This window comes from Pelorhabdus sp. sgz311001, from assembly GCF_055901755.1.
Map to the genome: position 1 here is coordinate 556,418 of NZ_JBVXUT010000002.1, position 24,404 is coordinate 580,821.

20 protein-coding genes are annotated in these 24,404 nt (G+C 45.5%); 7 read left to right on the forward strand and 13 right to left on the reverse strand.

All coding sequences use genetic code 11. The features are described from left to right. Positions 1-19 precede the first annotated feature (19 nt). Positions 20-1,147 carry a sensor histidine kinase gene (locus AC0MXB_RS08520; RefSeq protein ID WP_474039230.1) on the reverse strand — a complete coding sequence of 376 codons (1,128 nt, stop codon included), beginning with the start codon at positions 1,145-1,147 and terminating at the stop codon, positions 20-22. 209 nt (positions 1,148-1,356) lie between these two features. Between AC0MXB_RS08520 and AC0MXB_RS08525 the strand changes: the two genes are divergently transcribed. Both AC0MXB_RS08525 and AC0MXB_RS08530 read left to right on the forward strand, forming a co-directional pair. Then, complete coding sequence (locus tag AC0MXB_RS08525) at positions 1,357-2,658, forward strand: nickel pincer cofactor-dependent isomerase, group 22 (RefSeq protein WP_474039231.1); 1,302 nt, start codon at positions 1,357-1,359, stop codon at positions 2,656-2,658. An 11-nt stretch (positions 2,659-2,669) separates the two neighbouring features. Next, positions 2,670-3,653, forward strand: coding sequence for a 2-hydroxyacid dehydrogenase (locus AC0MXB_RS08530; protein ID WP_474039232.1), 984 nt, complete (start codon positions 2,670-2,672; stop codon positions 3,651-3,653). A gap of 69 nt (positions 3,654-3,722) precedes the next feature. Here the strand turns inward: AC0MXB_RS08530 and gnd are convergent, their stop codons facing one another. The 3 genes from gnd to AC0MXB_RS08545 all read right to left on the reverse strand — a co-directional run bounded on the left by gnd (position 3,723) and on the right by AC0MXB_RS08545 (position 10,373). Further along, positions 3,723-5,126: a decarboxylating NADP(+)-dependent phosphogluconate dehydrogenase gene (gene gnd / locus AC0MXB_RS08535; RefSeq protein ID WP_474039233.1), complete on the reverse strand. Its 1,404-nt coding sequence runs from the start codon at positions 5,124-5,126 to the stop codon at positions 3,723-3,725. 153 nt (positions 5,127-5,279) lie between these two features. Next, the gene (locus AC0MXB_RS08540) at positions 5,280-6,419 is read right to left on the reverse strand and encodes a type III PLP-dependent enzyme (RefSeq protein WP_474039234.1); all 1,140 of its coding nucleotides are present in this window, start codon (positions 6,417-6,419) and stop codon (positions 5,280-5,282) included. Positions 6,420-6,590: 171 nt separating this feature from the next. Further along, positions 6,591-10,373: a phosphoribosylformylglycinamidine synthase gene (locus AC0MXB_RS08545; protein ID WP_474039235.1), complete on the reverse strand. Its 3,783-nt coding sequence runs from the start codon at positions 10,371-10,373 to the stop codon at positions 6,591-6,593. A gap of 175 nt (positions 10,374-10,548) precedes the next feature. On the opposite strand from AC0MXB_RS08545, the gene AC0MXB_RS08550 reads away from it, so the two are divergent. Next, positions 10,549-11,475: a LysR family transcriptional regulator gene (locus AC0MXB_RS08550; RefSeq protein WP_474039236.1), complete on the forward strand. Its 927-nt coding sequence runs from the start codon at positions 10,549-10,551 to the stop codon at positions 11,473-11,475. A 74-nt stretch (positions 11,476-11,549) separates the two neighbouring features. Here the strand turns inward: AC0MXB_RS08550 and motB are convergent, their stop codons facing one another. From motB to AC0MXB_RS08570, 4 genes are all read right to left on the reverse strand, one after another. Continuing rightward, positions 11,550-12,293, reverse strand: a complete 744-nt coding sequence (gene motB, locus AC0MXB_RS08555; RefSeq protein ID WP_474039237.1) for a flagellar motor protein MotB — start codon at positions 12,291-12,293, stop codon at positions 11,550-11,552. 6 nt (positions 12,294-12,299) lie between these two features. Continuing rightward, the gene (gene motA, locus AC0MXB_RS08560) at positions 12,300-13,085 is read right to left on the reverse strand and encodes a flagellar motor stator protein MotA (RefSeq protein ID WP_474039238.1); all 786 of its coding nucleotides are present in this window, start codon (positions 13,083-13,085) and stop codon (positions 12,300-12,302) included. Between the two features lie 276 nt (positions 13,086-13,361). Continuing rightward, positions 13,362-14,162: an adenosylmethionine decarboxylase gene (gene speD / locus AC0MXB_RS08565; RefSeq protein ID WP_474039239.1), complete on the reverse strand. Its 801-nt coding sequence runs from the start codon at positions 14,160-14,162 to the stop codon at positions 13,362-13,364. A 145-nt stretch (positions 14,163-14,307) separates the two neighbouring features. Beyond that, complete coding sequence (locus tag AC0MXB_RS08570) at positions 14,308-15,240, reverse strand: dipeptidase (RefSeq protein ID WP_474039240.1); 933 nt, start codon at positions 15,238-15,240, stop codon at positions 14,308-14,310. 300 nt (positions 15,241-15,540) lie between these two features. On the opposite strand from AC0MXB_RS08570, the gene AC0MXB_RS08575 reads away from it, so the two are divergent. Genes AC0MXB_RS08575 through AC0MXB_RS08590 form a run of 4 tightly spaced genes read left to right on the forward strand, consistent with a single transcriptional unit; the run spans position 15,541 to position 18,893 of the window. Further along, positions 15,541-16,320 carry an electron transfer flavoprotein subunit beta/FixA family protein gene (locus AC0MXB_RS08575; RefSeq protein ID WP_474039241.1) on the forward strand — a complete coding sequence of 260 codons (780 nt, stop codon included), beginning with the start codon at positions 15,541-15,543 and terminating at the stop codon, positions 16,318-16,320. 32 nt (positions 16,321-16,352) lie between these two features. Then, positions 16,353-17,285: an electron transfer flavoprotein subunit alpha/FixB family protein gene (locus tag AC0MXB_RS08580; RefSeq protein WP_474039242.1), complete on the forward strand. Its 933-nt coding sequence runs from the start codon at positions 16,353-16,355 to the stop codon at positions 17,283-17,285. A 22-nt stretch (positions 17,286-17,307) separates the two neighbouring features. Then, on the forward strand, positions 17,308-18,591 hold the full coding sequence (locus AC0MXB_RS08585) for an FAD-dependent oxidoreductase (protein ID WP_474039243.1): 1,284 nt from the start codon (positions 17,308-17,310) through the stop codon (positions 18,589-18,591). After that, a complete protein-coding gene (locus tag AC0MXB_RS08590; protein WP_474039244.1) occupies positions 18,588-18,893 on the forward strand; it encodes a ferredoxin family protein in 306 nt (101 codons plus the stop codon). The genes AC0MXB_RS08585 and AC0MXB_RS08590 overlap by 4 nt, the downstream gene beginning before the upstream one ends. A 120-nt stretch (positions 18,894-19,013) precedes the next feature. Here AC0MXB_RS08590 and AC0MXB_RS08595 read toward each other — a convergent pair whose 3' ends face one another. The 5 genes from AC0MXB_RS08595 to AC0MXB_RS08615 all read right to left on the reverse strand — a co-directional run bounded on the left by AC0MXB_RS08595 (position 19,014) and on the right by AC0MXB_RS08615 (position 24,391). Continuing rightward, positions 19,014-20,627 carry a peptide chain release factor 3 gene (locus AC0MXB_RS08595; protein WP_474039245.1) on the reverse strand — a complete coding sequence of 538 codons (1,614 nt, stop codon included), beginning with the start codon at positions 20,625-20,627 and terminating at the stop codon, positions 19,014-19,016. Between the two features lie 95 nt (positions 20,628-20,722). Further along, the gene (locus tag AC0MXB_RS08600) at positions 20,723-21,391 is read right to left on the reverse strand and encodes a hypothetical protein (RefSeq protein WP_474039246.1); all 669 of its coding nucleotides are present in this window, start codon (positions 21,389-21,391) and stop codon (positions 20,723-20,725) included. 20 nt (positions 21,392-21,411) lie between these two features. After that, positions 21,412-22,203, reverse strand: a complete 792-nt coding sequence (locus AC0MXB_RS08605) for an alpha/beta hydrolase (protein WP_474039247.1) — start codon at positions 22,201-22,203, stop codon at positions 21,412-21,414. Between the two features lie 117 nt (positions 22,204-22,320). Then, complete coding sequence (locus AC0MXB_RS08610) at positions 22,321-23,703, reverse strand: aspartate aminotransferase family protein (protein ID WP_474039248.1); 1,383 nt, start codon at positions 23,701-23,703, stop codon at positions 22,321-22,323. A gap of 34 nt (positions 23,704-23,737) precedes the next feature. Beyond that, on the reverse strand, positions 23,738-24,391 hold the full coding sequence (locus AC0MXB_RS08615) for an MtnX-like HAD-IB family phosphatase (RefSeq protein ID WP_474039249.1): 654 nt from the start codon (positions 24,389-24,391) through the stop codon (positions 23,738-23,740). Positions 24,392-24,404 lie beyond the last annotated feature (13 nt).

Consider the following 24,404-nt stretch of genomic DNA (forward strand, 5'->3'; position numbering starts at 1 on the left):
ACACCTCTTGTCAGACCACTTACAGTAATGGCAACTTCACAATAATCTTTAAGCCTTGTTCTGGATTGGAACGAAATTCGATATCCCCGTTAAGCAAATGAACCCGCTCTTTCATTCCCATAATCCCAAAGCTTTCTTTTCCCACATGATCTAGATTGCAGCCCTTGCCGTCATCTTCGACAATGACCTGTACTGCCCTGGGGCGAAATTCCAAAATAACTCTTACATGGGTCGCTTCCGCATGCTTTTCAATATTATTCAACGCTTCTTGTACAATTCGAAACAGACCAACTTCGACATAGGAGTCTACGCGTTTTTCTTCCCCAATTACCTGAACCTCGGCGGAAACACGGCATCGTTCCTTCACCCCATCAAGAACACGACGGATCGTCGGCACAAGACCGAGATCATCGAGCGTCATGGGTCTGAGATCAAAGATAATTTTACGCGTCTCCTTTAAACACAAGCGAACTTGTTCCCGCAACGAACCTAGCTCATATTTACACCGTCCGATATCTGTATCAGCAAGCCGCTCACATACCTCGGCCCGAAATACCAGATTGGCCATCGCCTGGGCTGGACCGTCATGAATTTCGCGAGCAACACGACGCCGTTCCTCTTCCTGAGCCTGAATAATCTTCGCACCAAATTGCTGACGCTGTTGCATCGTTTCCAAACTGCCTAGCACGGCGCCCATCTGGTTGCCCAGAAACCCCAGTGCAGCAGCAACCTGAGACGATAGACTTTCCGCCTTGTCTACAGTTTCTTTCAACCGTTTTAAACGAATATCTAAATCATCGCGTTTTTGCCGCAGATTCTGTTCTTGCGCTCTGGCTACAGCTAGTTCAATTTGAAGACTATTCGCTTCTTCATAGGCACTTTTTATATCGGCTTCTTTGTATACGCTAAAATTGCGACTCACTTCCATAAGACGAATTCGTCCCCGCCGCTCCTTGCGCTCCAGCTCATCAACTTTAAAAATAACTTGGATCATTTCTTCTTTGACAATTTCAGCATCACGTCTAACATGATCCATTTCGGTCCGGGCAGCTTCATAAATCTCATAGATTTGTTTTTTCCCTTTTTCTACCGCATCCACCGTATCTTTTACAATTTTATCCAAATCAGTAATAGTAAGTTCAGCCATCTCAGTTCACCCTGTGCTCAAATTCAAAATCTGCAGTCTTTCGGTGATTCGCCGCGACTTACTTTAATCCCTGCCCCAATCCCCCTTGTATTCGCCTCTTTCTCAGGTATATAATAAACTTGAAAATAATTTTCACAAATGCCCCACTATTATGATTTTTATTTCGCAATACCCACTTCATTTCCTTGCAAATTAAAGGAGGATTTCTCATGAATTTTGTAAATGCACTGACTGATGACAAAAGCTATCAAGTGTTAGCCGATCTTTTGTCGCCGATTCCACTACCGAAGATGGTTAAAGTACGGCAAACCTTTGACCGTCCGCAAGAAACAGCGATTCCCCAAAGTCTAAAGAATCAGTTTACCGCTGGAAACTTTGCCGCTAAAATCCAGCCTGGCATGAAAATCGCCGTAGCCGTAGGCAGTCGCGGTGTTGCTCAAATTCCGCTTCTAGTCAAAGAAACGGTAGCCTTTCTAAAAGAGCAGGGAGCGCTTCCTTTTATTGTCCCTTCTATGGGAAGTCACGGTGGCGCTACGGCCGCCGGGCAACTAGAAGTACTGCATAACCTCGGCGTTACCGAAGAAAGCGCTGGCTGCCCCATTCGTTCTTCCATGGAAGTTGTTGAACTCGGTCGCCTGGAAAATGGCCTACCTGTGTATCTTGATCGTTATGCCAACGAAGCGGACGGCCTCGTCGTCATCAATCGGGTGAAACCGCACACGGCCTTCCGCGGCGATTCGGAAAGCGGCATGGTTAAAATGATTACCATTGGTCTTGGCAAACAAAAAGGGGCTGAATCCTGCCATGCTTATAGTTTTAAATATATGGCTGAACATATTGTAGCCATGGCCAAAATTGTTCTAGAGAAAAAAAATGTTCTATTTGCTGTTGGAACCGTGGAAAACGCCTATGATGAGGTGGCTAAAGTCGTTGTTGTTCCGCCAGAAAAGCTACTCGAAACAGACAAGGCTCTGCTTATTGAAGCGAAAGCCAACATGCCCAGCCTGCCGTTCAAACAAATTGACGCCCTCATTATCGACCGTATCGGCAAGGACATCTCCGGCGACGGCATGGACCCCAATATTACCGGCCGCTATCCCAGCCCTTACGCCACAGGCGGACCAGAGATTGCCAAAATGGCGGTCCTTGATCTAACGAACCGCTCGGAAGGCAATGCCAACGGCATGGGCACAGCTGATTTTACGACAAAACGACTCATTGATAAAACAAATCTTTTTGCTACCTATGCCAATGGCCTTACCTCGACTGTCGTCGGTCCAACTCATATGCCTACGGTTCTTGCCAATGATCTAGATGTCTTAAAAGCCGCTGTCAAAACCTCCAATGCTCGTGACTTGACGCAGGTACGCCTTGTAAGAATTGAAGATACACTGCACCTAGGTGAATTTTATATTTCAGAAGCGCTTATCGCCGATGCGAAGGCTGCTGGTCTGGAAATACTCTCTGAACCGGCATTCTTTGAATTTAACGAAGCGGGAAATTTATTCTAGGAGGTCTTCCTATGGCTCAGACAAATTCGGCAAACATAGTAATTGCGGGAAACGTACTGCCAATTCTGCAGGATACCCTAGCCCAAAACGGCCAGGTTCAACAGTTTCTCGATCCGGCAGGAAAAGACCGCGTTGCTTTTGAGGCATCGCTGACAACAGCCGATGCGCTCCTTGCCACATCAGCAATTACAGTTAATGAAGCGTTGTTAGCTAAAGCGCCAAATCTAAAAGTAATATCCCAACCCAGCGTGGGTGTCGATAATATTGATTTAGATGCCTGCACGGCCCATAAAATTCCTGTCGGTCATACGCCTGGCGTCTTAGTCGAAGCAACAGCCGATCTGGCCTTTGGTCTCCTGCTCAGCGCCGCTCGCCGTATTCCGGCTGGATGGAACTTTGTCAAATCCGGTGCGTGGGGGAAAAAACAATCCTTTGCTCTTGGTGTTGATCTCTATGGCAAAACGCTAGGCATCGTCGGTATGGGACGAATCGGCTCAGCCGTTGTCCGCCGCGCCCAAGCCTCAGGAATGAAAGTGATTTATCACAATCGCCATCGTCATCCTGACGAAGCGGCGCTTAAGGCTGATTATGTTTCCTTTGATCAGCTCTTAGCATCAGCAGACTTTGTTCTGCTACTTCTACCGCTTACCAAAGAAAGTGAAGGTCTCTTTAACCGAGAAACCTTTGCTAAAATGAAACCCTCCGCTTATTTAATCAATATCGCCAGAGGTAAGATTGTCGATTCAGAGGCTTTATATGACGCGCTAACAACCGGGAAAATCGCTTTTGCGGCGCTTGATGTAACAGACCCTGAGCCACTGCCCGGCGACCACAAACTGTTAAGCCTTGATAACATTCTTGTTTCACCGCATATCGGCAGCGCTACTAAAGAAACGCGCCATGCCATGGCGCTCTTAGCCGCAGAAAATCTCTTATCAGGCCTTGCCGATAAAGCCCTTCCCGCTTGCGCTAACAGCGCTGCCAACTACAAATAAAAAATGCAAAAAGACTCTTGCCTGATTGATGGGCAAGAGTCTTTTTATTTATTTCATCGAATCGCTTACTTATTTTGTCCAATCGCTGTGGAAAATTCCTGCTTCATCAGTCCGTTCATACGTATGAGCGCCAAAGTAGTCACGCTGCGCCTGGATCATGTTGGCAGGCAGCACAGCCTGACGGTAGCTGTCAAAATAGTCAAGCGAGGCGCTGATGGCTGGCGTCGGCACTCCCAGTTCCTTGCAAGTTTTGACAACAAGACGCCAATTGTCCGAAATCCCGCCGATGGCGTCAAGGAAGAACGGATCAAGTAACAAATTAGGAAGGGCCCCATTACGATCAAAGGCTTCTTTAATTCGTTCCAAAAATACCGCCCGGATAATGCAGCCGCCGCGCCATAAGAGCGCTAAATCACCAAAATTCAGATTCCAGTTATATTCCTCGCTAGCCGCTTTCAACAGGGCAAAGCCTTGAGCGTAAGAACAAATCTTCGATGCATAGAGCGCATCGTGAACTGCTTTGATAAAGGCTTCTTTATTGCCAGTAAAAGCAATTTTCGGACCCGTAAGAATCTGACTCGCTGCGACGCGTTCTGTCTTATAAGCCGACATGCAACGAGCAAAAACAGCTTCGGTAATCGTCGGGGTCGGCACGCCAAGATCCAGGGCGCTTTGCGACGTCCATTTGCCTGTTCCTTTTTGCCCAGCCTTGTCGAGAACCATCTCAACTAATGGACGATTCGTTTTTTCATCAACGCGTTCTAAAATATCGCGAGTTATTTCAATCAAATAGGAATCAAGGACGCCTTCATTCCAAGTCGCAAAAACCTCATGCATCTCTGCTTCGGTTAGGCCAAGAACGTGTTTTAAAATATAATAAGCTTCGCTAATGAGCTGCATATCACCATATTCGATGCCATTATGGACCATTTTTACATAATGCCCGGCTCCGTCAGGTCCTACAAAGGAACAGCAAGGATTGTCGCCGGCTTTAGCGGCGATTTTCGTAAATATTGCCGCTACCTGTTCATAGTCTGCTGCTTTCCCGCCAGGCATCAAGCTGGGACCATTCAGCGCCCCTTCTTCGCCGCCTGACACGCCCATACCGATATAACCAATACCACGCTTCTCTAATTCAGCAAAGCGGCGCTGCGTATCTTGAAAGAAAGAATTACCGCCATCAATGATGATATCACCTTTTTCTAAGTGCGGCACAAGTTCTTCAATCATGGCATCAACCGGTGCTCCGGCTTTCACCATAAGCATAATTTTTCGCGGCCGCTCCAGCATATTGACAAGTTCAGTAATGGAGTAGGCGCCGCCAATGGGCAGTGCAGCTGGTTTCTTGCCGAGAAATTCTGTGACCTTCTTAGTAGTACGATTATAAACGGCTACAGAAAACCCCTTTCCCGCCATATTCAGCACAAGATTTTCTCCCATGACAGCTAAGCCAATCAAGCCAATTTGATACATACTTGTTACCACCTTTCTACTTTTGGAAATTTTTTTCCTAAATTAAATCCGATATTGAAATTTATTTACTTTTATCTTAGCATTATTTTCTCACTGAAACAAGAAAAAAAGACGGTACTCTCAACTAGAGAAGTACCATCTTTTACTTTATAATCAGTCAACAGTCTGCTTGACTTCTTCCCAAACGATATAATTTGCCTTGGCAAAACCATTAAAGATTGTTGCCGATGCGCTGGTATAGGCACCGCAGTTCGGCACAAGCAGCAAATCATCTACATTCAATACAACAGTTGGCTTGTCTCTAAATAGAACATCAAGCGAGTCGCAGCTTGGCCCGGCAAAAGTCGCCGCAATCTGTTTTCCTTCATTGAAGCTTTTGAGTTCATAATCCCAATGATCAAAAATGATTCCTGAAAAAGTTCCGTAAAGACCTTCATCAAGGAAATACCACTGCTGCTCATTGCGTTCCTGCGTCCCGATCACGCGGGTAATCAAGTTAACAGCAGTGCCGCAAATAAAGCGGCCTGGTTCAGCCCAGATTTCTGTATTGGGAAAATATTTGTCAATAGCCTCCTGAATTTGGTCTAACATCGTTTCAATATCTATTGTTTCATTGGAGGTCGGAATGGGAAAGCCGCCGCCAATATCAAGAATTGTTAAATCAAAACCGCGCGCCTGCGCTTCAGCATAAATGTTATGGAAAATCTCCATCGCTGCAATGTAAGCCTTAGCATTGGGCGACTGACTTCCCACATGGAAGCAAAGACCAGCCACATTCAGTCCCTGCGCTTTAGCAATGGACAAGAGCTTAAGGGCATCTTCCGGGGCAGCACCAAACTTTTTATTCAAATCAACTAAAGCCTCAGGATTATCGATCCGTACACGAAGCAATACAGTCCCACCAGGAATCGCTTTCGCCATTTTGTAGATTTCGCTTTCGCTGTCAAAGGTCATCTTATGAACGCCTTGTTTGCCAGCCATAGCCAGGCCGCCGCTCGTTTTTACCGGATTGGCGTAAATCATTCGTTCCGCCGCAATTCCCATTTGGGTTAATGCAGCCATTTCACCATCGGAAGCAACATCAAAATAAGATCCGAGCTCAGCTAAAGTGCTAATAATCCGTTCGTCAGGATTGGCTTTCACGGCATAGTGAATCTTGACCTGCGGCAGATGCGCCTGCAGCATCCGGTAATTATAAGCAATTTGCTCCGTAGACAGAACGAGTAGCGGTGTTCCGTACTTTTCAGCAAGTACCTCCACTGCTGCTTGGGGTAATGAAAAAACTTTTTGCATGGCCATTCTCCTGTCTTTCTAAATTCTGGCTTCCGGTCCGAGGTCTCGCCAAAAAGCACGATATGATTTTAACACAACTGACCAAAAGTGCAATAAAAAATTGAGAAAAACAAATTTTTTTTAAAGACAGTTTACACTTAGCCTGTACAAAAACAATTTTTTCTATGCCTGTTACGAAAAATAAGCCACACCGGACTCAAAAATCTTCTGATCTTTGTTGCCAGGTACATTTTTACCAATTTGCGATCCTCGCCGTTCCGAGTGTCCCATCTTACCAAGAATGCGTCCGTCAGGACTTGTAATCCCTTCAATCGCCCACAGCGAACCATTGGGATTATAAGGCATCTCGACCGCGGGCTGACCAGTAGCATCAACATACTGGGTAGCAATCTGACCATTCTTAGCTAAAGTATGCAAAACTTCCGACGAAGCAATGAATCGACCTTCGCCATGAGAAATGGCGATAGTGTGCTCTTCTCCCAGCTCAGTGAGCGCGAACCAGGGCGACAATTTCGACGTAATTTTCGTCTGTACATAAGAGGACATATGACGTCCGATGCGATTATACGTAAGCGTCGGCGCCTGCGCCGTGCTAGCTTGAATCTTGCCATAAGGCAAAAGTCCCAGTTTAATCAAGGCCTGGAAACCATTGCAAATTCCCAGAATCAATCCGTCTTTTGCCAGAAAAGCGTCAACTGCTTCGGCAACTTTCGGACTTCTAAACAGAGTTGCAATGAATTTGCCTGATCCGTCAGGCTCATCACCAGCACTAAAGCCGCCTGGGAACATAATAATTTGACTTTGCGCCATTTTTTTCACCAGCTCGTCAAGCGATTCCTGTAAGTCCTGGGGCTGTAAATTGCGAATTACAGCAATTTCTGTATTGGCGCCAGCTCGCTCAAAGGCTTGCGCTGAATCGACTTCGCAATTCGTGCCAGGAAATAAAGGAATCAAAACTTGCGGCTTTGCCAGTTTGAGCTTAGAATGTCTAGACTTTGCTTCGAGTGCCGCAAAAGAAATCGCCGGAATTTCAGGAGAAAGACCAGAAGGAACTACCGCGGGAAATACTTTAGCTAAGGGCTGCTCCCAGGCTGTTAATGCTTCATGCAAAGCAATTTTTGTTTCGCCAATACAAATGGTAGCATCGTCTGTTGTCTGTCCTAAAACTTCATAAGAGCCAGCAGCAAAAATCGCAGCAGGATCGACTGTATCAATAACTTCTAATACGAATGCGCCATAGTCAGGTTGAAACCATGCTTGCGGTTCTTTCGCCGCAGTAAGCGCTAAGCCGATCTGATTGCCAAAAGCCATTTTGCTAAGCGCCGCTGCCAGACCGCCCTCACGAACAGTCATAGCTGCTAGAACTTGGCCTTGTTTAGCCATCGTATGAATCGTACCATACAATTCTTTTAACGCTGTAAAATCTGGCATGAACGCAGCATCCTTCGGTACAGGCAAATAGATGATTTGGTGTCCAGCACCCTTGAGCTCAGCCGACACAGCCTGCGAGGCTTTCACAGCAGCCACGGCAAAAGAAACGAGCGTCGGCGGTACCGTCAAGTCTTCAAAAGTTCCTGACATACTATCTTTCCCGCCAATGGCAGCAACACCTAGCTCCTGTTGCGCCGTATAAGCGCCAAGGAGTGCACTAAAGGGTTTGCCCCATTTTTCCGCATCAACGCCCAGTTTTTCAAAATACTCCTGCAGTGTCAAATAGACTTTTTTTGCATCACCGCCCAAAGCGACAATCTTAGCAACAGAAGCAACGACAGCATACAAAGCGCCATGGAACGGGCTCCAAGTAGCCAGCTTCGGATAATACGCAAAAGTCATCGCTGTAGCATCATCGGTTTCACCATGACGTACGGGCAATTTTGCTACCATCCCCTCCGTGGGCGTAAGTTGATTCTTCCCGCCAAAAGGCATCAACACAGTACCGCGGCCAATCGTCGAGTCAAACCGTTCGGCAAGCCCCTTTTGGCTGCATACATTCAGATCCGAAAGTGCCGTAAGCCAAGCAACTTTCAGGTCAGGCAAAGCCGCCAAAACAGGATCTGCTATTTCACTAAACGGATTTTTTTCTAAGGGCGCTGCCACCTTTACAGTTGTCTTTTGTCTCACGCCATTTGTATCTAAAAAGCTCCGCTGCAAGTTCACGATAGTTTGACCGCGCCATTTCATCACGAGTCGTCCTGTCGTCGTAACCACGGCTACAGGCGTTACTTCCAGATTCTCTTCTTTGCCATAGGCAATAAAAGTTTCCACCGCTTCAGGCGCTACCACAACAGCCATGCGCTCCTGCGATTCAGAAATAGCCAGCTCTGTACCATCAAGGCCATCATATTTTTTCAAAACCCGATCAAGATCAATATCAAGACTATCCGTCAATTCACCGACGGCAACAGAGACGCCGCCAGCGCCAAAATCATTGCAACGCTTAATAAGACGACTCACTTCACTGCGGCGGAAGAGCCGCTGAATGGCCCGTTCGGTCGGAGCATTTCCTTTTTGCACCTCAGCACCGCAATTTGCCAAGGAATCATCGGTATGGGCTTTCGAGGAACCAGTCGCACCGCCGCAGCCATCACGACCAGTCCGGCCGCCAATTAACAGAACGCAATCGCCCGTAGCAGGCTGCTCTCTTACGACATTCTCCCGCGGAGCCGCCGCAATAACAGCCCCTACTTCCATCCGTTTTGCCACATAGCCAGCATCATACACTTCCGTGACCTGTCCGGTAGCAAGACCGATTTGATTGCCATAGGAGCTATAACCAGAAGCAGCGCCTAGGGTAATTTTGCGTTGCGGCAGTTTCCCTTTCAGCGTTTTTTCTACGGGCGTACGAGGATCACCGCTGCCAGTTACTCGCATTGCCTGGTACACATAGGAACGACCAGACAGTGGATCGCGAATGGCGCCGCCAAGACAAGTCGCCGCACCGCCGAAAGGTTCAATTTCGGTCGGGTGGTTATGCGTTTCATTTTTAAACATAACCAACCATTCTTCATCTTTACCATCAATCGTGACAGGCACAACAATACTGCAAGCGTTAATCTCCTCAGACTCGTCAAGTCCCTTTAGATCTCCCGCTTGCTTTAATTCTTTCATCGCCATCAAGGCAATATCCATGAGGCAGACAGGGCGCAGCTTCTCGCCGTATACTTGGCGTCGACCAGCTTGATAGCGTTCATAAGCCTGTTGAATCGGCGCAGTAAGGGAATGATTCGCAAATTCAGCTGCTTCAATTTCCGTCTGAAAAGTCGTATGACGGCAATGATCAGACCAATAGGTATCAAGCACCTTAATCTCGGTCAAAGTAGGATCACGGTGCTCTTCTTCTTTAAAATAAGTCTGACAGAAAGCGAGATCGGCAGCGCTCATAGCCAAACCAAGGCTTGCGAGACAGTTCTGCAGTTGTTCCGAGGAAAAATTACAAAATCCCGTCAGTACGGCTACATCGGCAGGAACCTCGCTGCTTTGTTCCAAAGACTCTGGTTTTTCCAGCGATGCCAAGCGGCTTTCCACCGGATTAATACAATAACTTTGTATGCGGCTTACTTCTTCTGCCGACAACGCGCCATATAAAAGAATCACTTTGGCTGTAACCACTTTAGGACGATCTTTTTGCGTAATAAGCTGTACGCACTGCTCCGCGGAATCGGCCCTTTGATCATACTGTCCCGGCAGATACTCCATTGCGAAGACCTTGGCATCAGAGGGATAAAGCCAAGCTTCATCATAAACTACATCAACTGGCGGTTCCGAAAAGACAAGCTCTGCCGCCTGAGAGAATTCCGCCTCTGTTAAACCAGCTACATCATAACGATGGAGAATCCGCAGATCTTCTAAAGAGCGAATACCAAGATTTTCAACCAGATCCTGCTTAAGAGCCTGTGCTTCTACAGCAAATTCAGGACGCTTTTCTACATATAACCGTCTAACCATACCTGTCATTCTCATCATTCCTTTTATATTTTATCGGTAAAAATCCAATAAAGATCTTCTTCTATTCTTCCTTTACAAGGCTATTGTAGCATAGTAGTATTAATAAATAAAATGAATCGTTTTTATATATTTGATTAGTCCTGCTAATGAGTAACTTTGCAATAAACTACGAGGAGGCTGCCCTATGAACAATAAATCGATTAACTTTGAACAATACAAGGTTTTTTTTCATGTAGCGAAAACACTAAGCTTCTCGAAAGCAGCTGAAGCTTTATTCATTTCCCAATCCGCTGTAAGTCAATCAATTCGCCAGTTGGAAAAAGAATTACGAACACCATTATTTTCTCGTACAACAAAACAAGTGCGCCTCACTCAGGCTGGCGGGGTTCTATTTCACCACGTCAAAGAAGCTTGCCAACTTCTCGAACTAGGCGAACGGGCCTTGGACAATCTGCAAGATTTATCGCTGGGCGAAATCCGGCTTGGCGCCAGCGATACGATCTGTCGTTACTATCTATTACCTTTTTTAGCTCATTTCAAAAAAAAATATCCCCCAATAAAAATAACTTTGATTAATCGTCCCTCCCCGATTTGCCTGGACCTGCTTAAAGCTGGCGATGTCGATCTTAGTATTGTAAATATGGCCAGCCAACCGTCTGACCCCCTCCTGCAAAATTCCCCGCTTGTAACAATCCACGATGTCATTGTAGCCTCGCCGCAGTACCCAGCGCTGCCCTCAGCAGCTGTACTACTAAAGGATTTAGTAGAATTCCCCTTTATTTTGCTAGAAAAAAATTCTACTACAAGACGTTACGTGTCAGACTTTTTAGCAGCACAAAACATCAACCTTGCACCCGAAATTGAATTAGGCAGTCTTGACCTCTGCCTCGATTTTGCCCGAGCTGGCTTAGGGCTTACCTTTGCTGTACGAGAGTTTATTACAAAAGATCTAGCCGAAAACAAGCTGAGGGAAATTGCCCTCACCCAAGCATTGCCCCCGCGACAGATTGGCCTGCTTACGCACAGTCGAATTCCACTGTCCGCCGCAGCTCACACCTTTTGCGAACTGCTCTTGCAACCTTCTAGTATGGCTACCGCCATTACCAACTGAAAAAATTACCACAGGAATTTTTGACAAGAATAACAAAAAAGCCGCCCAGCAAAATGCAAGGTGCGGCTTTTTTATTAACGATACCGTTTCATAATCAGAACTTCTACACGACGGTTTTTCGCCCGTCCGTCTTCTGTATCATTGCCCAATATCGGACGATATTCACCATAACCAATCGCACTAAAGCGCGCCGGATCAAGTTTTACATCCTGAGCAAGAAGAAATTTCATAAAATTAAGCGCCCGCTTCGAACTGAGATCCCAGTTCGAGGGAAATTCAGCCGTATTAATCGGCAAATTATCAGTATGACCAGAAATTATAACATGCTGCGGCAATGTCGCCAAGAGCTTCGCAATTTCCCCGCCCCAGCGCTGCGAATCCGGACGAAGCTCAGCCCGGCCGGAAGCAAATAGAGCCGTATCCTGAATGCGAATCATAAGCCCCTCTTCCGTCAATACCGTCTGGAGCTGTCCGCCTAAATTGTTCTGTGCAATATAAGCGTCCACTTTTTTCTTGACTTCATTAAGCTGTACAGCTTCTTTCACTTGTTCTTTCAACTTTTCCTGCCCAGGATCCTCGGTCGGCGTATTGGGATTGACATCGCCCGCAATAGACATCTGATTCATCACCGAAGGTCCGCCATTGAAGGCAGCATTAAAAGACTGTGCCAGAACTTCAAACTTTTTAGAATCTACTTGCGCTGTTGCAAATAGTACAATAAACAAGGCCAAGAGCAACGTGAGCAAATCAGAATAAGGAATCAGCCATGTTTCATCAGCATGTTCTTCATGATGCTCGGCCGGCTTTTTCTTTGCCATAATGAATTACCCTTCCGATTTTTTCTCAAGCAAAGCGGCCCGCTCCGCCTGGGGAATAAAGACCATAAGTTTTGCCTGCAGGGCGATCGGTGAATCACCAGCCTGCAAGGACAGTACACCTTCCATAACCATGCGGCGCATCTCCGCTTCTTCACCGGAGATCATTTTCAGCTTATTCGCAAAGGGATGCCACATAACATAACCGGTAAAAATACCAAGCAAAGTTGCTACGAAAGCAGCGGCAATAGAGTGACCGAGTTTTTCAATATCGCTTAAGTTACCTAAAGCGGCAATCAGACCAATAACGGCGCCAAGTACGCCTAGTGTCGGCGCATACATACCTGCCTGCGAAAAAATCAGAGCGCCTGACCGATGACGTTCCTGCATCGTATGAATTTCAGCTTCTAAAACATCCTGAATCAGCTCTGAATCCATACCATCAACAACCATGCGGATTGCATTGCTCATAAAGGGGTCTTTAATTTCATCAATCCGGCTTTCCAGAGCCAGAATACCTTCGCGGCGAGCAATCTGCGATAATTCTACAAACATGGGCAAAAGCTGCGATTTTTCCATAAGTTCCTGCTTTTGAAACAGCAGTTTCATGAGTTTCGGAAAATCTTTTAGTTTGTCCATCGTGAATGCATTACAAAGAGCTGCGGCCGTTCCGGCAAAAATAATCAAAAAAGCGGCTGGATTAATCAGCGCGCTGGCGCTGGCGCCTTTTAAAACCATGCCGACGCCTACGGCTAGAATTCCGCCAACCATACCTATTACTGTCGATATTTCCAAAGTTTCTTCCTCCAGTCCCACTATCAGCCGCGCTGACTCGCGTTTTTCCAAGTACATAAACTATTCCCTGTAAAGAGCCATAATCCTGTTATTCGACAAAAATCTTTTAATAAAATTAACAATAAAAAGATTCCAGTTTGATTGTAAGGTTTTATGACAAAAAAAGTCAAGCGTTAAAGGCCATAAGAATCTAGGCTATAGGTCTCAACCTTTGCCCATAATAAAAAAAGCCTTCCTTAAGAAATTCAGAAAGGCTGTTTTACCTATTACAAATTTTTAGACTTTAGGAATATTGCGTCCTGAAAAAATTTCAAGCATTTCCTTTTTAATACGCTGCTTAATTTTTTTCTTTTCCCCTGGCAACAAATCTTTTTTCCCGGTGCCAAAGAGATAGTTATCCATATCGAATTCTTTTAAAATCATCTTAGTATGAAAAATATTATCTTGATATACATTTGTATCAATCATTTGATACTGAGATTTTAAATCGCGGGAAATATAGTTTTGAATCGAATTGATCTTATGATCAATATAAAACTTCTTGCCATTCACATCACGAGTAAAACCTCTGACGCGATAATCGACAATACAAATATCAGAACAAAAGCTGTTAATCAAATAATTTAAAGCCTTCAGCGGCGAAATCTGACCGCAAGTCGATACATCAATATCCGCGCGAAATGTACTGATCCCTTGGTCGGGATGACTTTCAGGATAGGTATGGACCGTAATATGGCTCTTATCCAAGTGCGCCACGACACTATCACCGCTAAATTCTTCCCCATTGGGCCCTTTTTCTTCCGTCTTATCTTCGGCAATCAGCATCGTTACGCTGGCTCCCTGAGGATCATAATCTTGCTTAGCAATATTTAGAATTGTAGCACCAATAATATTGGCTACTTCGGTAAGAATACTCGTTAAACGTTCCGCCCGATACTCCTGATCAATATAGGCGATATAGGCCTGCTGATGCTCCGGTGTTTTAGCGTAGCAAATATCATACATGTTGAAGCTAAGCGTCTTTGTCAAATTATTAAACCCATACAATTTTAACTTCTTAATCCCCTTGATTTCCATTGTGCTTTTACTCTCCTTATATGGTTTACGAATGACAAAACACAGACCTATGAACTAAAAATTCAAATCTCATGAATCATTCTAATGATAAACCATAAGAAATGCAAGCAGAACTGAAAGTTAAATGCTGGCAGATACCAGCTTACTATTGTAAGACAGAGTCAATGACACGCCAGACATTTTCCCAAGCAATTTTTTCAATCTCCCTTTCCTTGAACCCAGCTTGTTCTAAGGCGTGCCATAATTTCCCCATTTGGCCGCTGTGAGCAATTTCCACGGAACAGTCAATCCCATCAAAGTCAGTTCCTAACGCAATCACATCAATGCCGCCAACTTGTTTCATATGCTTGATATGATGCACCATATCAGTCACAAGGCTTGTCGCTGAATTCCCTAGAAAGTGGTTGGAAAAATTCAGTCCCATGACACCGCCATTTTCCGCTAAACGACGAATCATCGGATCAGTAAGATTCCTGCTATGATTCGTCAAGGCCCTGCAGTTCGAATGAGACGCGACAAAAGGCCCGTTTAGCGTTTCAGCGACATCATAAAAACCCTGATCTGACAAATGCGACACATCCACAAGCATGCCGAGTCGCTCCATTTCACCAACCACATCACGACCAAATTCTGTTAAACCAAGTCTCTGACCCTCATGATAAAGATGGGGCCAGCCAATTTCGTTGGGATAATTCCAAGTCAAAGTCAAAAGACGAATTCCCTGCGAATAAAAATAATAAAGATTTTCCATGTATCCCGCTAACGCGGCGCCTTCTTCAATCGTCAAAAAAGCGCCGATCTTCCCGGCCTGCCGACATTCCCTGAGTTCTGTCCCGTTCCTTACGAGCCTAAGTTCGTCTGGTATAGCCGCCACTTCGTTTTGAAACCGCTCTAGCATAGATTGACAACGGGCAAAACAGTCAGGATGCTCTTGTTTATCCATAAATAAAGCAAAAAATTGACCATAGGTCCCAGCTTCCCGCAGTTTTTTTACATCAACGGCATAAGAATTCTCTCGCAGCGAAGCTTCTTTATCAGCCATAAGCTTCCATACTGTATCACAATGCAAATCAATCATATCTCACCGCTCCCTTATAGGAATTTCTTCGTGCTATTTTCCCAAAATCCCCCTGTCCTTACAAAGTCTTGGTGTCAAGTAGAAAGATTTTCTGAACTTTGAAAAAATCTAAGAAAATATAAGGATTTTTTTCTAATAAAAAGAGGATTTTGACTATTTTTTCTGAACTTTATATTTTGTAGGAGAATTTTTGCAAGCCAAATGTCGCTACTTCTCTGAGCTTTCTTTTTACTTGCTTTTATATTGCTTGAAGCAATATAAAATAAATAAAAAATGACCACTAGGAAGGGAGTATGATTTATGCCAAAGATCATTACCTGCTACAAATGGGTGCTTGATGAACAGGATATCAAGGTCAACCCGACTACACTGGCCCTGGACACGAGCCGGGCGAAAAAGAAAATCAGCGATTATGACAAAAATGCCATTGAGGTAGCTACCCAGCTTTTTGAAGCCCACGGCGGCAGCTCAACCATCATTTCCTATGGCGGAACAGATTTAAAACAATCACTAAAAGATGCCTTATCGCGCGGACCGGAAAAAGCCATCTGGGTAAGCGATGCCAACGCTGAACAAGCTGACGGTTATGTGACAGCAAACGTCTTAGCGGAAGCAGTAAAACAAGCTGGCGAGTATGACATGATTTTGTGCGCCGATGGTTCCGCTGATGTCTGCAATCAGCAGCTTCCCGCTCGTCTTGCTGCACTACTTGACGTTCCGGCTATTACTTCCGTTGTAAAATTTGAAGTAGAAGGCACTAAAGTCACAGCAACGCGCCGTGTTGGCGATTCGACGGAAACAATCATCGTGGAAGGCCCAGCCGTTTACAGCGTTTTGCCGGAAATTGCTCAGCCGCGCTTCCCCACCGTTAAACAACTCATGGGAGCCTCGAAAAAACCTCAGACAGAAATTAAAGTTGCCGATTTAGGATTGCCTGAAACAAAACTGACCGCAAAAAGCAAAGTTAGAAGTATCACAGGTTATGTCATGTCTCGTAAGAATATGCTCTTTAAAGACGGCTCGCCGGAAGAACTGGCTTCTCAAGTCGTTGCGAACTTAACTAAAGAAGGCGTACTATAAGACGCTAGAATTGAAAGGGGTTGTATGATAACATGGCAGGAATTTGGGTATATAGTGAAGATGCCGTTTTGGCAAAAGAAATGGTAACCCTAGCCAAAGAACTGGCTAAAACGAACAATCAGCCGATTGGGGCTGTCACCTTGTGTGAAGATACGGCAAAAGAACTGACTGCACTGGGCGTGCAGAAAGCGATTGTCTTAAAAGGCAATTCTACTTGGGCGGAAGCTTATGAACAAGCCCTAGCCGACACACTTGCCGCAGAAGGCGCATCGATTGTGCTCATCGGCGGAACTGTGTCTGGAAAATATACAGCTGCAAAAGCAGCGGCCCGTCTTGACGCCGGTCTTGCTACGGACGCGACGAAAGTGTCCTTAGAAGGCGATGAAGTCGTCATTGAAAGAATTATTTACGGTGGTTTGGCCGTTTCTACGGAAGCGCTTTCCTATCCAGCTTTCGTAACCATCCCGCCACGTTCCTACGACATTAGTGCTGAAGCAGCTAGCAGCGGTGAAGTGATCGTTAAAGAAGTAACAGTCGATCCCAAAGTTACTGTAGGTGCAACAGCTAAAATAGAACGCCAAGGAGTTGACATCTCCAAAGCAGAAAAAGCCGTCGGCGTAGGCCGCGGTGTAGGCAACCAGGAAGACCTTGCTATGATTCAAGCGCTGGCTGACGCCATTGGCGCTGAAGTCGGCTGCACGCGGCCGATTGCCGAAGATGCCAAGTGGTTCCCTATCGACCGCTATATTGGCATTTCCGGTAAAATCTTTAAAGGCAGTCTCTATATCGGCGTAGGCACATCCGGTCAGATTCAGCATGTGTCAGGCATTCGCGACTCAAAAGTAGTTGTCGCCATCAACACTGACGAAAATGCGCCAATTTTTGCTGCAGCCGACTATGGTATTGTCGGAAATTATGCTGAAATCGTCCCGGCTCTGACTGCAGCCATCAAACAAGCAAAATAAGATTCGATAGGGGGCGAAGTTTGTGAGCGAAGAAGAAAAAGTTGACGCGATTATTGTCGGCGGCGGCGTAGCAGGGTTAGCCTGCGCCTATAAACTAGCTACCGAAGGCAAAGAAGTCGTTGTCATCGAACGGGGGTCCTCCTGTGGCGATAAGAATTTGACAGGCGGACGAATTTATACCTATTCGCTGCTCAACTTGCTTGGTGAAGAGCTTATGGCCGAAGCACCACTGGAACGGCCCATTGTAAAAGAACAAATTGCCATGACCCATGCCAAAGGCGCCATGACAATTGATTATACCGACTACGGTTTTACCGAAGGCGTGCCACAGTCTTATTCCATTTTACACGCTGTTTTTGATCCTTGGCTGGCAGAAAAAGCCGAAGAAGCTGGCGCAATGATTGCGCCAGGCATTTTAGTAGAAGAACTGATCGAACGGGATGGAAAAATTGTCGGCGTAAAAATGGGCGATGAAGAAATGTTCAGCGACATTGTCATTGCTGCTGACGGTGTAAACAGTTTTCTCGCCCAACAGGCCGGACTGCGTTCGGATTTAAACGATCACGAAGTAGCTGTAGGCGTAAAAGAAGTCATTGAATTGCCGGAAGAAACCATTACGGACCGCTTTGGCTTACAAGCCGGTGAAGGCGCTGCCCGACTATTTCTTGGCGTGTCTGAGGGCATGGGCGGCGGCGGCTTCTTATACACCAATAAATCAAGTATATCACTAGGTCTTGTGGTCAGTCCTAAGGACTTAGGCAAACATAATAAACGGCTCCACGAAGTCATGCAGGATTTCAAAATGCATCCTGCCGTTTACCCGCTGATCGCTGGCGGTACAACGACAGAATACGGCGCCCATCTTGTCGGCGAAGCTGGTTATCACGGTCTCCCGAAACAGTTGTATCGTGAAGGCCTTGTCCTAATCGGCGACGCAGCTGGCCTATGTATTAACATGGGAAGTACGATTCGCGGCATGGATCTGGCAATTGCCAGCGGCGTAGCTGCGGCAGAAGCCATTTTAGGCGCGAAATCGCCCAGTGAAATCGGCCCCGCCTACACGGCAAAGCTAAATGAAGCCGTATTGCCAACAATGAAAGTCTATGCAGGATATCCTGTCATGATGGAATTACCGCGTCTCTTTACGGAATATCCGCTTATGGCGAATGAAATGATGCACTTCTTATTCGCCGTCGATGGCAGCGTCCCGGCAAAAATGCCAAAAGCAATGCTGGATATTGTGAAGAAAAACGTCGGTATCGGCGCAATCCTGTCCGACGGCTGGAAGGGGTTTAAAGCCTTATGACTGTAAAAAAACAAGCTGTAGAAGAATTACTTGGCTACAACAAGTTTAATGTGGACGAAGAAAATGCTCACATTGTCATCGACAAAGAAATTTGCGCCAAATGCAAAACCAAGCCCTGCTTGGTAGCTTGTCCCGCTGTGCTTTATCGTCAGCAAGACGAAAAGAGCGATGTTACCTTTGATTATGCAGGTTGCTTAGAATGCGGCACTTGCCGCGTTGTCTGCTTCAATCAAGGCAACAAGGGCATTGTCAAATGGGTTTACCCCAACGGAACCTTTGGCATTAGCTATCGTCACGGTTAAGACTATTTAAATAAGATCGCCACAGCCGAATCGGTATCGGCCGTGGTAACAAAAAGAAGCTATCTGTCATTAAGACCTACGTCAAAATGGCAGATAGCTTTTATTTATTTTCTCTGCTGCTTAAATCTGTTGGGCATCAGAAGGAACTGTCAAGAACTTCAGTTCGGGATTCCGTTCAATAACCCAATTTAAGGACCATTCATTGTTCACAAGAGCTACAGGCCGCTCTTTAATATCAAAAACAAGCATGCCGCTTTCCATGCTTTTTACTTTTTTCATATCGACAAGGTCACCTGACTGACTATAAAGCCAGCGGGCCACGCCAAAGGGTAGACGATTCATGAGAATATCCACGCCATATTCATTCTTTAGCCGATATTCAAGCACTTCAAACTGAAGCGTACCAACAACACCGACAATAAAGGATTCGACCGCGCTATCATGTTGGCGGAAGACCTGTACGGCCCCCTCTTGGGTCAGTTCGGTCATCCCTTTTATAAACTGTTTCCGACGCATCGTGTCTTTCGGTTGTACTCTGGCAAACTGTTCTGGCGGGAATACGGGGAAATCTTTAAACTCAATTCGTTTTCCCTCATCACAAATCGTATCACCGATCCCAAAAACGCCAGGATCAAACAGGCCCACAATATCACCAGGATAGGCTTCGTCAATTAAAGTCCGCTCCTGCGCTAAAAACTGTTGTGGCTGTGAAAGTTTGATCGCTTTGCCGCTACGACCATGGTACACGCTCATCCCTTTCGTAAATTTGCCGGAACAAATCCGCATAAAGGCAAGGCGATCGCGATGGGCCGGATTCATGTTCGCCTGAATTTTAAAAATAAAGGCAGAGAAAGCGGGATCTACTGGATCTACTGGACCTTCCTCTGTAAGACGAGGCGCTGGCGCTGGCGCTAAATCCAAAAAGGCCTCCAAAAAAGGTCTCACGCCAAAATTACTCATAGCACTCCCGAAAAACATGGGTGTCAGCTCGCCATTGCGTACTTTTTCAAAATCAAAAGCGTCGCCAGCCATATCTAGTAGTTCAATATCATCAATGAGCGACTGATGAACTTCCTGACCTAACAGCTCCTGAAAAGCAGGATCATCAACACTTCCCTGCTTGGAAGGCAACACAGCCGAACCGTGACTGCCATCCTTCTCAAACAATTCAACCTGGGCGAGCTTACGGTTATAGACGCCAAGATAACTTCCGTCCACACCGATAGGCCAGTTCATGGGATACGCGCGAATTCCTAGCACCTGTTCTAGTTCTTCCATAAGGTCAAAGGGGTTTTTCCCAAAGCGATCCAATTTATTGACAAAAGTAAAGACGGGAATGCCCCGCTGCTTACAAACATAAAACAGTTTTTTCGTTTGTTCTTCCACGCCTTTGGCCACATCAATAAGCATGACAGCGCTATCAGCAGCCATCAGCGTGCGATACGTATCTTCACTGAAATCCTGATGGCCCGGTGTATCCAAAATATTAATACGGTAGCCTTGATAGTCAAATTGCAATACACTCGATGTAACCGAGATACCTCTTTGTTTCTCTATTTCCATCCAGTCCGATACAGCATGCTTCTGCGCTTTACGGGCCTTTACAGAACCAGCTAAGCGAATTGCACCACCATAGAGTAGCAGCTTTTCCGTCAAAGTTGTTTTCCCGGCATCTGGATGGGAAATGATGGCGAAGGTTCGCCGTTTATTCGTTTCTTCTACTAGGGACGACATGTACAGCCTCCTACATATTTACAGACTCAAATTACTCCCCATTAAGGGCAACTCTCTTTGTACTATAGAGATCTTCCCATGCTTTGTCAAGCGCCTTATAGTACATTTTTCAGTACTTCAATGACTTGATGGGGCACTGTCAAATTCGTTTGTAATTCCATCGCACCTGCCTGATTTTTCACTCCGGAGATCACTAAATAATCAAGCAGTCGATAGCCCATCACTTCGATATCAGCTAAAGGAGAATGTAAAATAGCCTGATGGAAATCCACCGTTATATCATTCCCGCGAAAGGTAATATTCATATCAGGGTTGACCGCGCTTACACCAGCTAGCTTTGCGACCATAGCCATACTCATGAAAGATGCCATGAAGGAAAGGATCGGCCGATCAGGCATGCTCTTGGAAAGTACCTCTATCTTGAGGATTGAATGGTCTTTATCATGTTCCAATTGATGAATTTTGCAAACTAACTCTACTGTGCCAGACTCTTCACTGACAAGGTGGAGTTTCATTTTATTATCGCCAAGCGAAGTCATTTGGAATTCTTTTATTTTAGGCGAGTCAGCAATCGCCTTACGTAAAATCTCATTGCTCCATTCATCGGCTACGACGATTTTCCCTGTTTCCAAGCCGTCCAAAGTCTGATGATCCCAAACTTCTCTGAGTTTCCCCATCATCTTTGCAATATCGGAAAATTTAGTACTCATATCCCAAGCCTTAGCCGGCTGAGCAACTTCTACCATCATCACAGGCATATCCATCGTAATTCCTCCTTTTCTGCTTAGCAATTCTGCCGCAGATAGGTTGTAAAAAACTCTATATTTTCTTTTGCCACTAAATGGCGGTCCGTATCAACTGTAATCATATGATAGGACTCTTCTAAAATCACTTTGCGAATTGATGTAGATCCAACATGCTGCTCGACATACTCGGCATTCTTTAGACTAGCCGTATCATCTTCACGAGCATGGAGCAGTAATATCGGGGCGGTAACAGCTTGCAAATGGCTTTTCACGTGGTTAATAAGTCGAAAATTTTGGTCCATTGCCAAACCAGGTACGCGATCATAAACCATTTCTGAAGCATTTTTCAGTACAATACTCCGCAGTCGATCATTTTTTATACCGTAAGGCGGCCGCTCTGTAAAAGAATAAAAATATTTTAAAGGCGTACAATAGACTAAAGGAATTAGAAAGGAATACCAAGGTATCGTCCAGCCATCATAAAAAAGCGTAGTCGACATCAACGAAACTGCTGGAATTTCGGGAAATTCCGCCGCAAGCTCCAAAGCTAGCACAGCTCCCATACAAAGGCCGGCAACGCCGACCTGTTCGTGCGTTTCTTTCAAATGCAAATAGGCTTCTCTCGCACCTCGGTACCACTCTTGCCAGGGAGTCTGTTTTAACACTTCAATCGTTTCATTATGACCAGGCAAACAAGGCGCATAAACAGAAAATCCCTTCTTGTGGAGTTTGTCTGCCAAAAATTTCATTTCAAACGGGTTACCCGTAAGCCCGTGAAGCAGCAATACCGCTTGATCGCCGCCAGTTAATTCAATTTCATATTTGCTCATGTTACTTCTTCCACCCTATTGATAAATTCCGTTTTTCCCTGTCCTTAAATATCAAGAAAACCGTTAGCTCCGAAGGTCGCTAACGGTATCCTGTGCCTCAGCCAAAAAGAGCACAAATTATAAATGCAAACGGTGCAAAATGGCTTCAAAGAGTTTAATAAAGAGATCAATTTCTTCAAAGGTAATCGTAAGCGACGGCGCCAGCGTGAATACATTCTTATAATGGCCGCCCACGTCAAGAACAAGACCATACTGCTTGCCGTCTACTTCAATATCGCCTTTCATTGCTTCGTCGACAATGCGATCTGCCAAAGCCTTGTCAGGCGTAAAGCCGTCAGATGTAGTCATTTCAATGCGCAATGCCAGTCCCAGACCGTCGACATCGCCAATAACACTATGACGCTCTTTCATTTTCTTCAGTTCTTTTAAGAGATAAGCGCCTTTTTCGGCCACTTGTTTTTCCATATCCTGATCTTTGCAGAATTGAAGCGTAGCTAAACCTGCCGCCGTTCCCAGTGGATTGCTGGCAAAAGTAGAATGCGTCGATCCAGGCGGGAAAAGCTGTGGTGAAATCAGTTCTTCTTTGGCCCACATACCGGAAATCGGATTTAAGCCATTAGTAAGTGCTTTCCCGAAAACAATGACATCAGGATCAACATTAAAGTGCTCTGTCGACCAGAGTTTTCCTGTACGATAGAAGCCCATTTGAATTTCATCACAAACAAGAAGAATGTTATGTTTCTTCAAGATTTTCTGTAGTTTATTAAAATAATCGCGCGGCGGAATAATATAGCCGCCTGTAGCTTGTACTGGTTCAATATAGAATGCAGCATATTCCGCTTCATTGACTTTCGGATCTAAAACACCATAATATTCTGTTTCAAAGAGTTTTTCAACCTGTTGAATACATTCATACCCGCAGCTTCCAGCCTGTTTGCCGTAGAAACAACGATAGCAGTAAGGATAGGGGATGAAGTTCGCTCTGTTACCAAAATGGCCATAGCGACGACGATAGCGGTAGCTGCTCGTAATCTCCGATACAGCCAGAGTCCGGCCATGATAACCGCCCATAAACGCAAACATCAAGGACTTGCCATGCTTATAATTGCGTACCAGCTTTAAGCTATCTTCTACAGCCTGAGCGCCGCCTACGTTGAAATGAACGCGGCCCTTGGAGCCGAAACGATCTTGCGTCGCTTTCGATAATTCATAAGAAAGCATAATCTTTTCTTTATGGAGATACTGGCAGGCTAACTGCGGCAATTTTTCCAACTGCGCCTGATGCTTTGCACCAATTTCTTCATTCTTATAGCCAAAGTTTACTGCCGAATACCACATTTGCATATCCAGATAGGGTTTGTCCTGTCTGTCAAACAGCCAGGAGCCTTCACAGTGATCGAAAATTTTGGCCGGATCAATATAGTGAACCGTATCGCCAAAGGAACAATACTCCGCTTCTACTGCGAGCAGTTCTTCATCCGTCATTTCTTCCCATTTCATACATATAGCCTCACTTTATATAAATTAAGCCTGGTTAGGCAATACCTGCCTGGCTCTTTTGCCGCACGCGTAAATCCTGCTGAATTTCCTGAAAAGATCGGTAAACGCAATAATCCAGGCCTTCTTCCTCACAAAAATCAACAAGCTTGGCCTTAGCATAGACAAAATCAGCTTGCTTAGCTAAACAAAAATCGCTGCGTCCATCGCCGATCAAATACACGGGCAATCCCCCGGAAATTACTTCGGCTGTCTGGCATTTACACGTCCCTGAGGGGCAGTGCGGACTGTTATGAGGATAGGACGTCATAAAAGCCCCCTCATGCTCTTTTAAAGTATTAGCATAAACAGCAAGACCTTGTAGCCCGTTCTGCTCTAAAATCCGCTGAATAAACACTTCAAAACCATCGCTAATAATAGCCATAGGAATTTTTTCTCTTTGGGCAAACTGAACAAACGCTCTAAAGGATGGGTCAATGGATATGGTAGAAACAAACTCTAAGAGTTCTGTAAGCGGTCGTTTCACTAAGGCCATCTGACGGCGCAAACATTCCTGCGAACCAAAGATGCCAGCTTCCCACTGCTTTTCGATAAACTCCCATTCCGGTTCGGCAAATTGCTCCAATACCGCATCTGTTACATCTCTATCGGCTATCGTACCATCAAAATCGATAGCTAAAAAATAATCCATAAGACAAAAACTC

Excerpts from the sequence above, each read along its gene's own strand:
- AC0MXB_RS08595 (WP_474039245.1), bottom strand. The coding sequence starts at position 20,627 with ATGTCGTCCCTAGTAGAAGAAACGAATAAACGGCGAACCTTCGCCATC.
- AC0MXB_RS08580 (WP_474039242.1), top strand. The coding sequence starts at position 16,353 with ATGGCAGGAATTTGGGTATATAGTGAAGATGCCGTTTTGGCAAAAGAA.
- AC0MXB_RS08525 (WP_474039231.1), top strand. The coding sequence starts at position 1,357 with ATGAATTTTGTAAATGCACTGACTGATGACAAAAGCTATCAAGTGTTA.
- AC0MXB_RS08540 (WP_474039234.1), bottom strand. The coding sequence starts at position 6,419 with ATGCAAAAAGTTTTTTCATTACCCCAAGCAGCAGTGGAGGTACTTGCT.
- AC0MXB_RS08570 (WP_474039240.1), bottom strand. The coding sequence starts at position 15,240 with ATGATTGATTTGCATTGTGATACAGTATGGAAGCTTATGGCTGATAAA.
- gnd (WP_474039233.1), bottom strand. The coding sequence starts at position 5,126 with ATGTATCAAATTGGCTTGATTGGCTTAGCTGTCATGGGAGAAAATCTT.
- speD (WP_474039239.1), bottom strand. The coding sequence starts at position 14,162 with ATGGAAATCAAGGGGATTAAGAAGTTAAAATTGTATGGGTTTAATAAT.
- AC0MXB_RS08545 (WP_474039235.1), bottom strand. The coding sequence starts at position 10,373 with ATGACAGGTATGGTTAGACGGTTATATGTAGAAAAGCGTCCTGAATTT.
- AC0MXB_RS08600 (WP_474039246.1), bottom strand. The coding sequence starts at position 21,391 with ATGGATATGCCTGTGATGATGGTAGAAGTTGCTCAGCCGGCTAAGGCT.
- AC0MXB_RS08530 (WP_474039232.1), top strand. The coding sequence starts at position 2,670 with ATGGCTCAGACAAATTCGGCAAACATAGTAATTGCGGGAAACGTACTG.
- motB (WP_474039237.1), bottom strand. The coding sequence starts at position 12,293 with ATGGCAAAGAAAAAGCCGGCCGAGCATCATGAAGAACATGCTGATGAA.
- AC0MXB_RS08605 (WP_474039247.1), bottom strand. The coding sequence starts at position 22,203 with ATGAGCAAATATGAAATTGAATTAACTGGCGGCGATCAAGCGGTATTG.
- AC0MXB_RS08520 (WP_474039230.1), bottom strand. The coding sequence starts at position 1,147 with ATGGCTGAACTTACTATTACTGATTTGGATAAAATTGTAAAAGATACG.
- AC0MXB_RS08610 (WP_474039248.1), bottom strand. The coding sequence starts at position 23,703 with ATGAAATGGGAAGAAATGACGGATGAAGAACTGCTCGCAGTAGAAGCG.
- AC0MXB_RS08615 (WP_474039249.1), bottom strand. The coding sequence starts at position 24,391 with ATGGATTATTTTTTAGCTATCGATTTTGATGGTACGATAGCCGATAGA.
- AC0MXB_RS08550 (WP_474039236.1), top strand. The coding sequence starts at position 10,549 with ATGAACAATAAATCGATTAACTTTGAACAATACAAGGTTTTTTTTCAT.
- AC0MXB_RS08590 (WP_474039244.1), top strand. The coding sequence starts at position 18,588 with ATGACTGTAAAAAAACAAGCTGTAGAAGAATTACTTGGCTACAACAAG.
- AC0MXB_RS08575 (WP_474039241.1), top strand. The coding sequence starts at position 15,541 with ATGCCAAAGATCATTACCTGCTACAAATGGGTGCTTGATGAACAGGAT.